Raw genomic sequence first — 12075 nt, forward strand, 5'->3', positions numbered from 1 at the left:
TGGTGCTGAAAGTTGACAGCATTAATAAATCTAAAAAATTCAGCTCCACTATACTTTTAGTACCCATGAACCCAGAAACATCACCTTCTACCCCCTCGCTCCCTAGACTTTGGGATGGCGTTTTAGGGGATCCTAAATTCCCGGTTCAGGATCGGAACTCCATACTGGCATGGGTTGAGCTGGATCTTGATGATGCGATGCGATTTGAAAAAAGCATCCTTTGTCTTGTTCCGTCAGGCTTATTTTGGAGTGATGGCAGGCAATCTGAGTTTTGGTCTATTGACCCTAGGGCTAGGCTCTTGCATGGTGACCATGCGGGGGTTGGGCATCTCAAGCTGGAGTCGGAAGCCGGGCTTGTGCGTGTTTGGTACTTTACGTTGGCGGTAAACCCTCAAATATTGCGCTTGCAGAGTAGTTTTAGGGTTTTATTGCGGGATGGCTTGATTGGCGAGCCTCTCGCCGAGCTCTCGGAATACGACAAACTCGTTTGTCCTGTCTGTTTGAATCCCAAGCCAGTCCAGTCAGATGTTTGTCCAGTATGCGATCCCGAGGAGGATGCACCCCCATCAACCTGGACTTTATTGAAATTGTGGCGTTTTGCCCGTCCTTATAAAAAAGAGCTTCTACTTGGTTTTGTTTTGACCTTGCTTTCTACAGGCGCTACTTTAATTCCGCCATATCTCACGATGCCCCTGATGGATCATGTGTTGATTCCTTATGAAAAAGGTAATCCCATCGATTTTCAGTTGGCGACTAAGTACCTCTTGGCTTTGTTTGGTGCGGCTCTCATTGCTTGGGGTCTGGGATGGTGGAAAACCTATCTTCTCGCCTTGGTGAGTGAGCGCATTGGCGCTGATTTACGTAACACCACTTTTGAGCATCTACTCAAACTTTCTTTGGAGTACTTTGGCGGAAAAAGAACTGGTGATTTAATCGCTCGTATTGGTGCAGAGACAGATCGTATCTGCGTCTTCCTATCCCTTTATGCGCTCGATTTTGCTACTGATGTGTTGATGATCACCATGACGGCTGCCATCTTGGTGTCGATTGATCCACTCTTGGCTCTAGTGACCTTAGCGCCACTGCCATTTATTGTGTGGATGATTCATGTGGTGCGAGATAAATTGCGTTTTGGATTTGAGAAGATTGATCGTATTTGGTCCGAGGTGACCAACATCTTGGCCGACACGATTCCGGGTATTCGTGTTGTGAAAGCCTTTGCGCAAGAGGAGCGTGAGCTCAAGCGTTTTGTCGACTCCAACAAACATAATTTACAAATCAACGATCGAGTCAATCGAGTATGGGGATTATTTTCCCCCACTGTCACTTTGCTCACAGAAACAGGTTTATTGGTGGTTTGGGGGTTTGGTATTTGGCAAGTTGCCCATCAAAAAGTAACGGTTGGTGTCTTGATTGCATTCCTGGCGTATATCGGACGTTTTTATATTCGACTGGATTCTATGAGTCGTATCGTTTCACATACTCAGAAGGCGGCTGCTGGGGCTAAACGCATCTTTGATATTTTGGATCATGTCTCTAGTGTTCCTGAACCGATTAACCCCGCTCCTCTGGGTAATGTTCAAGGCCATATCTCCTTACGTGGCGTTGGTTTTCGCTATGGCAACCGTGCCGTATCTAAGGGAATTGATCTGGATATCGCCCCTGGGGAAATGATCGGTTTAGTAGGTCACAGTGGTTCCGGTAAAAGTACTTTAGTTAACCTCATTTGCCGCTTCTATGATGTCAGCGCTGGCGCTATTACTTTGGATGGACGGGATATTCGGAGTATTGGTATTTCTGACTATCGCAAATGCATCGGCCTGGTTTTGCAAGAGCCATTTTTATTTTTTGGCACCATTGCTGAAAATATTGCCTATGGCAAACCAGATGCTACCCGCGAAGAAATTATCGAAGCGGCGCGCGCTGCGCATGCGCATGAATTTATTCTGCGCTTACCTCTCGGGTACGACTCTTTAGTGGGTGAGCGTGGTCAATCACTCTCTGGCGGTGAGCGTCAGCGTATCTCCATTGCGCGTGCTTTGCTGATCAATCCAAGTATTCTCATTTTGGACGAGGCCACCTCTTCGGTTGATACGACTACTGAAAAAGAAATTCAACGCGCCTTGGATAACTTAGTAAAAGGTCGCACTACGATTGCGATTGCCCATCGCCTCTCAACCTTAAGAAAGGCTGATCGCCTAGTGGTGCTGGATAAGGGTGAGATTGTGGAGATTGGTTCTCATGAAGAGTTGATGGATAAACAAGGGGCTTATTACGCACTCTATCAAGCGCAGCTACGCCATGCGGCAGAGCTTGTCGAAGGTGGTGCTATTGGGGAAAGTATTGAAGAGGGCGAGGAAGAGCGTCTGGAAGTTTTGGCGAAGCAGGCTGGAGGCGGGGTATGAGTATGTACTTGAAGCCACATTCATTAGAGCGTGACCCATTCGGTTCATTGGTTTTGATAGATTCCGCAGGCAATCGTCATGTGGGTGTATTTCCCGTGAGGGCTTTCCCGATTACAGCACCAGGCTCCGGGATTTCTTTAATGGATTCTTCTGGCAAGGAATTATGTTGGTTTGACGACCTGAGTCTGATACCTTCTCAAGAGCTCGCCTTGATTGAGGAAGAACTTGCTACCCGTGAGTTTATGCCGGTAATACAAAAAATCACCCAGGTTTCTACTTTTGCTACACCCAGCATTTGGGATATTGAAACGGATCGTGGTCCGACAAGAATTCGCCTAAAAGGGGAGGAAGATATTCGTCGGATCGCAGGTAACACCTTGCTAATTGCAGACTCTAATGGGCTTCAATTTCTGATTAAAGATGCCACTCGACTTGATAAATTCAGTAAGAAACTTTTAGATCGGTTCCGCTAAAATTTAACCGTGTGGTTCCGATCGTTCCCCAAGCCGCTTTAGCTCAGTTGGTAGAGCAGTTCATTCGTAATGAAAAGGTCGCCAGTTCGATTCCGGCAAGCGGCACCAATATTGCTCATTGACAAAATGGACGCGCATCTTTTTTGGAGATTCCCAGTAAAAATTGAGGGTTAACCCTTAATTTATTTTTACCTTTTCATTCTCCTATAGCTTGTGCGAATTCGATGCCATAAAAGCAGTTTTTATCTTCAGATGAAAGTACACTAACCATTGTCTTTGGCTTGATTTATGAGGGTTTCTACTAGATTTCAGGAGCTCGTGTAAGTCGATTTTGAATTTATTGATGGCAGTCAAGTTCTGTCTGACTATCTTGTTTAAAAATCGTACTCACATTAGATAAGCCAAATTTAAATTGGTAAACCACTTGGAGACTACTTTATGAAGATGAAGTTAAAAGGGGCATTGATTTCCACCGCTTTAGCCCTCGGTGCTGCTGGCGTTTCACCTGCATTTGCTGCCTGGGAGCCAACTAAGCCGGTAGAATTTATTATTCCTGCCGGTCCTGGCGGCGGTGCCGATCAAATGGCGCGCATGATCCAGGGCATTATTACTAAGAATAACTTGATGAAGCAGGCAGTCATTCCTGTGAACAAAGGTGCTGGCGCCGGCGCTGAAGGCTTCTTGGCAATGAAAGAAGCAAAAGGCGATCCAAATAAGATCGTGATCACACTCTCTAATTTGTTTACCACTCCATTAGCAACTGGCGTCCCGTTTAACTGGAAAGACATTACCCCAGTGGCGATGCTAGCTCTTGATCAGTTCGTATTGTGGACGAATGCAGATAAGCCTTACAAGACTCCAAAAGAATATATCGAGGCTGCTAAAGCAGCTGGCCCAGGTAAGTTCAAGATGGGTGGTACAGGCTCTAAATCAGAGGATCAAATCATTACCGTTGCCCTTGAAAAAGCAACTGGTGCCAAGTTCACTTACCTGCCATTCAAAGGGGGAGGTGACGTTGCAGTTCAGCTCGTTGGTAACCACATTGATTCATCTGTAAACAATCCTATTGAAGCTGTAGCCCAATGGCGTGCTGGTAAGTTGCGTGCACAGTGTGTATTCGATGACACACGTATGCCTTACAAAGAAAAGATCACTCCCACTCAATCTTGGAATGATGTTCCAACCTGCAAAGAGGTTGGTGTGCCAACGGATTATGTGATGTTGCGTGGCATCTTTATGGCGCCTGGCGTTACTCAAGAGCAAGTTGATTACTACATCAATGTGTTCAAAAAAGTACGTGAGACACCAGAGTGGAAGAAATTCATGGCTGATGGCGCATTTAATCAAACATTCATGACTGGCAAGGAATTTAACAACTGGTTGACCTTGAATGAAGCATTGCACAAGCAGTTAATGGCCGAAGCTGGTTTTTTAGCCAAGTAATCGCTCGATAGAAATAGAGCCTCTTTGTGGGGGCTCTATTTTTTTGAATGCAATAACAATAATTATTAAAAGCACAGCAGTATTAATTAACCATTTATTAGTGAACGAAGCACATGTCTGAACATTCAAATAATTCAAATCAAGAATCCGTGATCAGCGTAAGAGCGATGGATATCATCACCGCTCTCTTGTTTATCGCCGTTGGTTTTGTGGTGATGACTGGAAGTATTAAGTTAGGCGCTAGTTGGGGTAGCGATGGCCCGGAGGCTGGTTACTTTCCGTTCTACATTAGCTTGATCATCATTCTCTCTAGTGTTGTAACGCTCTATCAAGCGGCAGTGGTAGATAGAAAAAAGAAAAAAGAATCATTTGTTGATAGAGAGTCTTTGAACCAGGTGATGGCCGTACTATTGCCAGCCATTGTTTTCGTACTCGGCGTTCAACTCATTGGTATTTATGTGTCTTCTGTAATTTATATCGCGATCTTTATGGTCTGGCTTGGTAAGTACCCAGTTTGGAAGGCAATTGCAGTCGCAGTCGGTGTGAGCGCAACTCTGTACCTCATGTTCGAGTATTGGTTCCAAGTCCCCTTGCCACATGGCTCATGGATTAATCCACTCGAGTTTCTAGGCGTGCAATAAAAAAGAATAACTATTAAAAAAGATTAGAAAAGAAGGAGTTCAAGTTGGAAGAAATTAGCGCTCTATTCAGCGGCTTTGCCGTTGCAATGACACCCTTTAATCTGCTACTGATGCTAGTTGGTGTAACTCTTGGTGTAATTATTGGTGTGTTACCAGGCTTGGGTGGTGCTAACGGAATTGCCATTCTGTTGCCACTCACTTTTACTATGCCGCCAACATCCGCAATCATCATGCTCTCCTGTATTTACTGGGGTGCGTTGTTTGGTGGTGCGATTACATCTGTTCTGTTTAATATCCCGGGCGAGCCCTGGTCCGTTGCGACAACCTTTGACGGTTATCCAATGGCCCGTAACGGTAAAGCGGGTGAAGCATTAACTGCAGCGTTCACATCCTCATTTGTAGGTGCGTTCTTTGCAATTGTCATGATTACTTTCTTGGCGCCACTTGTTGCAAAGTTTGCTTTGCAATTTGGTCCGCCGGAGTTTTTCTCGGTGTACTTGCTTACCTTCTGTAGTTTCGTGGGCATGAATAAGGGATCTCCGTTCAAGACCATCTCTGCCATGATGCTAGGTTTTGCCTTGGCTGCAGTAGGTATGGACACTGTTACAGGACAATTGCGTTTGACATTCGGTAGCCATGAATTGATGCGCGGCTTTGACTTCTTGATTGCGGTGATTGGTCTGTTCGGTATCGGTGAGATTCTCCTGTCTATGGAAGAAGGTCTTGCATTTCAAGGTGCTGCTGCCAAGATTCGCCGTCAAGTGGTTCTTGAGACTTGGGCGAAGTTGCCAAAATACTGGGCTACTTCAATCCGTAGCTGTTTGATTGGTTGTTGGATGGGTATTACTCCAGGCGGTGCAACTCCAGCATCTTTCATGGCATACGGTGTTGCGAAGCGTGTCTCTAAGAATAGCGAGAATTTTGGTAAGGGTGAGATGGAGGGTATCGTTGCTCCAGAAACTGCAGCGCATGCTGCTGGTACAGCCGCATTGTTGCCAATGCTCTCATTAGGTATTCCAGGGTCACCAACAGCTGCTGTGTTGCTTGGCGGTTTGTTGATCTGGGGCTTGCAACCAGGACCATTGCTCTTCGTTGAGAAGCCAGACTTTGTTTGGGGCTTGATCGCTAGTATGTACTTGGGTAACTTGGCAGGTTTGTTTGTTGTATTAACTTGTGTCCCATTGTTTGCTTCGATTTTGAGAATTCCCTTCTCAATCATTGCTCCGGTCATCATTGTGATTTGTGCGGTTGGTGCATACACCGTTCACAATGCAACATTTGATGTGTGGTTGATGTTAGGTTTTGGCTTGCTTGGTTACATCTTTAAGAAACTTGACTACCCAATGGCTCCAATGGTTTTGGCTTTGGTATTGGGCGATCGTGCGGAAGACTCTTTCCGTCAGTCTATGTTGATTTCTCAAGGTAGCTTGGATGTATTCTTCTCCAACTACTTGGTAGGCGCAATCACTACTGTTGCAATGGTATTGCTGTTCTGGCCATTAATTGGCAAGTTCATCGGCAAGAAAAAGGCAGCTGCGGCTTAAGCAAAGAACTGGCAATTGAGTCAAGAGAAGGGGGCGTAAGCCCCCTTTTTTCATGCCCCAATGGCGAATCCGATAAAATCCTCATTATGAATTTCCATAAAAGTCGCCTCATTCACTGGATTGCAGCTCTGGCAATCGCGATGAGTGCTCTTGCGCCAGCAGCATCTCAGGCGGTATCGCTAGCAAAGCATGGCCAAGGGTTTGTGATGGAAATTTGTACGGCTGATGGGGTCGCAATGCAAATGATTGTTCAAGGCGGCGACCAAGCTGGTGATTTGGAGGCGCAATTCTGCCCAGCTTGCTTGGCTCATGTCAGCATTGCCCCTGCATTTGATACCAATCTTACTTTTGAAGCACCGCAAACATTATCTTTGCTACCGCAGCTGTTTTATCAATCGCCCAAGCTACTTACCGTTTGGTTAACTCCTCCTTCGGCAGCGCCCCCTCGTAAAACCTGAAACATTTTTTAGGTCACGGCTTACGGTCGTGTATTGAGCAATTTTTGTTGCTGAAATTTGATGGGGAATTATTGTGTTCATAAAATTATTCAAGGTAATGACCTTGGTATTAGCGCTTACAACTTCATCATTGGTATTCTCTGCTGCCAATGATCCACTCTTTATTAATCTTTCAACTGATGAGCCGGCCCGTGCTTCAATGGCGATTAACTTTGGCAAGCATCATTCTTCTGCCGGACACCCACTGACTATTTTTTTGAATGACAAGGCGGTGATGATGGGTGTGAAGGCTGGATCTACAAAGTTTGCCGATCAACAACAAGCCTTATCAGGACTTATTTCTAGTGGTGCTTTGGTCATCATGTGCCCAATATGCTTGAAGCAGGCGGGCTATATGGAGTCTGACCTGATAGCTGGGGTAAAGTTAGGCGGGCCTCAGATTACTGGTGAAGCCTTATTTAAGGATGGCACTAAGACAATGAGTTGGTAGGGTGGGATTGATTTCACGAAATTTGAAAAACAACTCGAGAGCCATCTCGGGGCTTAAGGTTAACTAGGAGGATGTACGAATGAAACGCAATACATTATTAAGTGCATTATTGCTTGCTGCTATGGGTTTTGGTTTGACGGCTACCGGAAATGCGCAAAACGCTAAGGTAGGTAGTGTCCAAATTGAAAACGCATATACCCGCGCTACCGTCCCAGGCCAGCAAGTGGCTGGCGGTTTTATGAAGATTGAAAACAAGGGCGCCACCGATCAACTCGTGTCTGCTAGCTCTCCAGTTGCTGGTGAAGTGCAATTGCATGAGATGGCCATGGAAGGTAATGTCATGAAGATGCGTCAAGTCAAAGATATTCCGGTGCCTGCAGGCGGGGCTGTTGAATTAAAGCCGGGCGGTTTGCATTTAATGTTGATGAATCTCAAAGCGCCATTGACTGCTGGCGAGACTGTTCCAGTCAAACTCAAGTTTGCTAAAGCAGGGGAAGTGGAAGTGAGGCTGCCTGTCAATGCTATGGGTAACCCTGGCGCTGCTCATAGTGGGGCCATGAAGCACTAAGCTATCCCTTAATTTAATTAGCTTAGATATTAAAAAGCCCCTAGTTTTACCTAGGGGCTTTTGTTTTGATGCTTTGGAATGATTGTTTATGCTTAATCCAAATTGAGATCGGTGACCGCGCCTTTACTTGCTGTACTTGCGAGGTGAGCATATTTGGCGAGTAAGCCGCGGGTATAGCGCGGTTTGGGTTGCTTCCATGCTGCGCGACGTTTCGCAATTTCTTCATCACTAACGTTCAGTTGAATGAGTAGCTTGTGTGCATCAATCGTGATGGAGTCACCCTCCTCAATTAAAGCAATCGTGCCACCAACATAGGCTTCCGGCGCAACGTGACCAACCACCATCCCCCAAGTGCCGCCAGAGAAGCGTCCATCAGTGATCAGGCCAACCGTCTCACCCAATCCTTGACCAACTAGAGCCGAGGTAGGGGCAAGCATCTCACGCATGCCAGGACCACCTTTAGGGCCTTCGTAACGAATCACCATCACGTCACCGTCTTTGATCTTTTGCGCCATGATTGCAGCCATTGCATCATCTTCAGAGTCAAATACGCGAGCTGGGCCAGTAATCGAAGGATTCTTAAGACCGGTAATTTTGGCAACACAACCCTCTGGAGAGATATTGCCCTTCAAGATAGCCAGGTGACCTTGTTTGTAAAGCGGATTATCTAAAGTCCGAATTACCTTCTGATCGGCGCGCGGTACCGATGGCACATCTTTTAATGTTTCTGCGATGGTTTTTCCAGTGATGGTCATACAGTCACCATGCAAGAGTCCGCCATCAAGCAAGATCTTCATGACTTGCGGAATACCGCCGGCCTGATGTAAATCGGTTGCCAAATATTGTCCAGAAGGCTTCATGTCGACGATCACGGGGACGCGTTTGCGAATGCGTTCGAAGTCATCAATTGTCCAATCGATTTCAGCAGCGCTGGTAATTGCTAAGTAATGTAGAACAGCGTTTGTGGAGCCGCCAACAGCCATGATCACGCTCACTGCGTTCTCTATTGATTTTTTGGTAATGATGTCGCGTGGACGTAAATTTTTCTTGATTGCCTCAACCAGTACTATGGCCGATTCATGTGCGCTAGCAACCTTCTCAGCATCCTCATTCGCCATAGTGGAAGAGTAAGGAAGGCTCATGCCAAGGGCCTCAAAAGAAGAGCTCATGGTGTTTGCGGTATACATGCCGCCGCAAGAGCCACTCCCTGGGCAAGCGTGCTGTTCCACACCCTTAAGGTCTGATTCGCTCATGCGGCCTGATGTGAATTCACCAACAGCTTCAAATGCAGAAACAATATTCAGATCCTTGCCTTTGAAATGTCCTGGCTTAATCGTTCCGCCATAAACGTAAATGCTTGGTACATTGGTTCGTGCCATTGCCATCATGCCACCTGGCATGTTCTTGTCGCAACCACCAATCACTACAACACCGTCTTGCCATAAGCCATTGACGCAAGTTTCGATACTGTCAGCAATCACCTCGCGTGAGATGAGGGAGTATTTCATACCCTCAGTACCCATGCCGATACCATCAGAGACAGTAGGGGTGCCAAACATTTGCGCCTTTGCACCAGCCTCTTCCAGAGCGGCTACTGCTGCATCAGCCAGTTTTTGCAAACCGCTGTTGCAGGGGGTGATAGTGGAATGTCCGTTAGCCACGCCAACCATTGGCTTCACAAAATCCTTCTCTTGGTAGCCCATTGCGTAATACATTGAGCGATTGGGAGCGCGGGCAACCCCTTCGGTGACGTTGCGTGAGCGTTCGTTAAGGCGTTTCATGCTGATATGACTCCAGAAAAGAATTTGTCGAAAAGCTCTATTGTGCCGTGAGATAACAAGAGATGCAGGGGTTTTGATGCCCCCAGCCCATTTATTAGCTCGCCAGCTAAAGCCTGTTTGCTCTATTGTATTTGTTGTTTATGCTCACTTATTAGCTTAAAGGCTAATATCCTTCTAAAAGAAGCTGCAGTACATTGTGCATCTATCACTTTTTCCTTCAAATTCAATGACTAAAGCTGGCCATATCTACCTAATCGATGACGATGAGTCAATGCGAATTTCCTTAAGCAGAATGCTGAGGGAAGTGGGTTATATCGTTGAAGACTTTTCTTCAGCGCTGACATTTTTAGAGCTTTCACTGCCAGTGTCTCCAGCAGTAATTTTGCTAGACATGCAAATGCCTGATATGACTGGTCTTGATCTTCAGGAAAAGTTACTGCAATTAGGGCGCAAAACCCCGATCGTGTTTGTAAGCGGTCAAAGCCATCCCCATCAAATTGTGAGGGGGCTGAAGAAAGGGGCTCTGGACTTTCTCTTTAAACCATTTAATTTGGAAGACCTATTAAAGGCAGTAGCTGAGGCCGTCGAGTTTGATCGGCGCCAATTAAGGCGCATCTCAAAAGAGGTAGAAATTAAAAAAGACTACGCCACCCTAACTCCTAGAGAGAAAGAGGTCTGCTTTTGGCTTGTGAAGGGGCTTTTAAATAAAGATATTGCTGTTAAGCTCGGAACCACTGATGCAACTATCAAAGTACACAAGGCTAGAGTGATGGATAAGATGCATGCTGAATCTGTTCAGTCTCTAGTAGTTAAGTACCTAGAGTCCGATTTAGAAAATTTACCAAAATAACTAGCTCTGAGGCTAGTTTCAATAATGTTGTTTTGCCGTTAAGATTACGAAGATTAGTATTAGAGGCACCCATTGAATACTTACACCAAGCTCCCTGAGATTCGCAAGGATGCCTTTATTAAGGCAAGAGAGAAGCTTGGTCTAAGTACTAAGGAACTCGGTGGAATGGCGTGTTTGTCTACCCGCCAAATAGAGCAAATTGAAAATGGTGAGACAAGCTCTTTTTATGGCGCGCAGATTAAATTTACCGCTGCAAAGAAAGTTGCAAAATTATTAGACTTAAGTGATGAAGATGCGTTTGAGGGTGGTGTTGTCAAGCCAGAACCTCAAGGGCTTGAGTCTGCTAAAGAGGTGAGCAAAGCTGAACCGCCAAAAACGCCAGCTAAAGAGAAAGTGTCTCCTGCAAACAAGGGACCCGTACAAGAAATTTCTCAGGTACCTGCATCTACTGCTGCAAAGACTGGCTCACAAAAGAAATTATTTTTAGGTCTCAGTGTTGCGGCCGCACTCGTTTTCTCAATAGTTAACTTGCAACCATTATTTTTTGCAGACAAGCCACAAGAAGTAGTGGTGATTAAAGAAGAGTTAGTTGAGCCCGCCCCAGTGCCGGCAGTAGTTCCTGTTGAGGTTGCACCTGCACCTACCACTGCCTCAACTGCATCGACTGTAGTTGCTGCTACACCAGTTGCGGACACTGCAGGCGCCTGTCCTGCCGAAGAAGCTATTATTTCTTATAAACCAGTAGAGCCGCGTAAGCCTGCAGATATGGTTTATGTGCAATCCAAGTCAAAGCAGGTTGTTTGCGTCATTGATGGCTCCGGCAAGATACAAAATAAGTCAATCGAACCTGGTGTAGGGACATCTTTTTATGGCAGGCCACCCTTCAAAGTGTTGACGCCCGGCGTAACTCAAGTGGATGTATTTTTCCAGGGTGCAAAAGTACGAGTAGCCAATCTCAATAGCAAGACAATTATTCTGGAGCCTGCAGAGCTTGTTGCTCCAGGAGTTGAGCGTACAGATTCTCAGCTACGCTAAGCCTGGGGCTTAGCGCATTCTTATGGGGACTGCTTAAACTGCTGAGTCGTTTGTTTCGCCTGTGCGAATTCGAATGGCTTGCTCAATTGGGCTGATGAAAATCTTGCCATCGCCAATCTTGCCTGTGCGGGCGGCCTTGGTAATTGCCTCGATGACCGCTTCTACTCGCTCATCCGCTACAACAACCTCTACTTTTACCTTCGGTAAGAAATCGACTACATACTCGGCGCCCCGATAAAGTTCGGTATGTCCTTTTTGACGACCAAATCCTTTGACTTCGGTAACGGTAAGTCCTGTTACGCCAACCTCTGCCAAGGCTTCACGTACTTCGTCGAGCTTGAATGGTTTAATAATTGATGTGATTAGCTTCATATATTCCCCTTAATA

General features: G+C 46.0%; 12 protein-coding genes and 1 tRNA gene. 11 read left to right on the forward strand and 2 right to left on the reverse strand.

Annotated features, from left to right (window positions below; genetic code table 11):
* The first annotated feature begins 65 nt into the window (after positions 1 to 65).
* From AOB49_RS07715 to AOB49_RS07755, 9 genes are all read left to right on the forward strand, one after another.
* Entirely contained in the window at positions 66 to 2405 is a 2340-nt protein-coding gene (locus tag AOB49_RS07715; protein WP_062309618.1) for a cyanophycin metabolism-associated ABC transporter, read from the forward strand.
* Complete coding sequence (locus tag AOB49_RS07720; RefSeq protein WP_062309621.1) at positions 2402 to 2878, forward strand: cyanophycin metabolism-associated DUF1854 family protein; 477 nt, start codon at positions 2402 to 2404, stop codon at positions 2876 to 2878. The genes AOB49_RS07715 and AOB49_RS07720 overlap by 4 nt, the downstream gene beginning before the upstream one ends.
* Positions 2879 to 2910: 32 nt before the next feature.
* Positions 2911 to 2986, forward strand: a tRNA-Thr gene (locus AOB49_RS07725).
* Positions 2987 to 3322: 336 nt separating this feature from the next.
* Complete coding sequence (locus AOB49_RS07730) at positions 3323 to 4321, forward strand: Bug family tripartite tricarboxylate transporter substrate binding protein (protein ID WP_216634701.1); 999 nt, start codon at positions 3323 to 3325, stop codon at positions 4319 to 4321.
* A 113-nt stretch (positions 4322 to 4434) separates the two neighbouring features.
* Positions 4435 to 4962 carry a tripartite tricarboxylate transporter TctB family protein gene (locus AOB49_RS07735; RefSeq protein WP_082784105.1) on the forward strand — a complete coding sequence of 176 codons (528 nt, stop codon included), beginning with the start codon at positions 4435 to 4437 and terminating at the stop codon, positions 4960 to 4962.
* 44 nt (positions 4963 to 5006) lie between these two features.
* Entirely contained in the window at positions 5007 to 6506 is a 1500-nt protein-coding gene (locus AOB49_RS07740) for a tripartite tricarboxylate transporter permease (RefSeq protein ID WP_062309626.1), read from the forward strand.
* A gap of 86 nt (positions 6507 to 6592) precedes the next feature.
* Positions 6593 to 6964: a DUF2946 family protein gene (locus AOB49_RS07745; RefSeq protein ID WP_062309627.1), complete on the forward strand. Its 372-nt coding sequence runs from the start codon at positions 6593 to 6595 to the stop codon at positions 6962 to 6964.
* A 73-nt stretch (positions 6965 to 7037) separates the two neighbouring features.
* Positions 7038 to 7454 carry a DsrE family protein gene (locus AOB49_RS07750; protein WP_156471375.1) on the forward strand — a complete coding sequence of 139 codons (417 nt, stop codon included), beginning with the start codon at positions 7038 to 7040 and terminating at the stop codon, positions 7452 to 7454.
* Positions 7455 to 7533: 79 nt separating this feature from the next.
* Positions 7534 to 8022, forward strand: coding sequence for a copper chaperone PCu(A)C (locus AOB49_RS07755; RefSeq protein ID WP_062309631.1), 489 nt, complete (start codon positions 7534 to 7536; stop codon positions 8020 to 8022).
* Between the two features lie 92 nt (positions 8023 to 8114).
* Here AOB49_RS07755 and ilvD read toward each other — a convergent pair whose 3' ends face one another.
* Positions 8115 to 9803 carry a dihydroxy-acid dehydratase gene (gene ilvD / locus AOB49_RS07760; protein WP_062309633.1) on the reverse strand — a complete coding sequence of 563 codons (1689 nt, stop codon included), beginning with the start codon at positions 9801 to 9803 and terminating at the stop codon, positions 8115 to 8117.
* A 226-nt stretch (positions 9804 to 10029) separates the two neighbouring features.
* Here ilvD and AOB49_RS07765 point away from each other — a divergent pair, with 226 nt between their 5' ends.
* The gene (locus tag AOB49_RS07765) at positions 10030 to 10653 is read left to right on the forward strand and encodes a response regulator transcription factor (RefSeq protein ID WP_062309635.1); all 624 of its coding nucleotides are present in this window, start codon (positions 10030 to 10032) and stop codon (positions 10651 to 10653) included.
* A gap of 72 nt (positions 10654 to 10725) precedes the next feature.
* Positions 10726 to 11688: a helix-turn-helix transcriptional regulator gene (locus AOB49_RS07770; protein WP_062309637.1), complete on the forward strand. Its 963-nt coding sequence runs from the start codon at positions 10726 to 10728 to the stop codon at positions 11686 to 11688.
* A 33-nt stretch (positions 11689 to 11721) separates the two neighbouring features.
* On the opposite strand, the gene glnK is transcribed toward AOB49_RS07770, so the two are convergent.
* The gene (gene glnK, locus AOB49_RS07775; RefSeq protein WP_062309639.1) at positions 11722 to 12060 is read right to left on the reverse strand and encodes a P-II family nitrogen regulator; all 339 of its coding nucleotides are present in this window, start codon (positions 12058 to 12060) and stop codon (positions 11722 to 11724) included.
* Between the last annotated feature and the right edge of the window lie 15 nt (positions 12061 to 12075).

The sequence above is a fragment of the Polynucleobacter sinensis genome (genome assembly GCF_001595985.1).
Taxonomy (GTDB): Bacteria; Pseudomonadota; Gammaproteobacteria; order Burkholderiales; family Burkholderiaceae; genus Polynucleobacter; species Polynucleobacter sinensis.

Excerpts from the sequence above, each read along its gene's own strand:
- AOB49_RS07715 (WP_062309618.1), top strand. The coding sequence starts at position 66 with ATGAACCCAGAAACATCACCTTCTACCCCCTCGCTCCCTAGACTTTGG.
- AOB49_RS07720 (WP_062309621.1), top strand. The coding sequence starts at position 2,402 with ATGAGTATGTACTTGAAGCCACATTCATTAGAGCGTGACCCATTCGGT.
- AOB49_RS07730 (WP_216634701.1), top strand. The coding sequence starts at position 3,323 with ATGAAGTTAAAAGGGGCATTGATTTCCACCGCTTTAGCCCTCGGTGCT.
- AOB49_RS07735 (WP_082784105.1), top strand. The coding sequence starts at position 4,435 with ATGTCTGAACATTCAAATAATTCAAATCAAGAATCCGTGATCAGCGTA.
- AOB49_RS07745 (WP_062309627.1), top strand. The coding sequence starts at position 6,593 with ATGAATTTCCATAAAAGTCGCCTCATTCACTGGATTGCAGCTCTGGCA.
- AOB49_RS07755 (WP_062309631.1), top strand. The coding sequence starts at position 7,534 with ATGAAACGCAATACATTATTAAGTGCATTATTGCTTGCTGCTATGGGT.
- ilvD (WP_062309633.1), bottom strand. The coding sequence starts at position 9,803 with ATGAAACGCCTTAACGAACGCTCACGCAACGTCACCGAAGGGGTTGCC.
- AOB49_RS07765 (WP_062309635.1), top strand. The coding sequence starts at position 10,030 with ATGACTAAAGCTGGCCATATCTACCTAATCGATGACGATGAGTCAATG.
- glnK (WP_062309639.1), bottom strand. The coding sequence starts at position 12,060 with ATGAAGCTAATCACATCAATTATTAAACCATTCAAGCTCGACGAAGTA.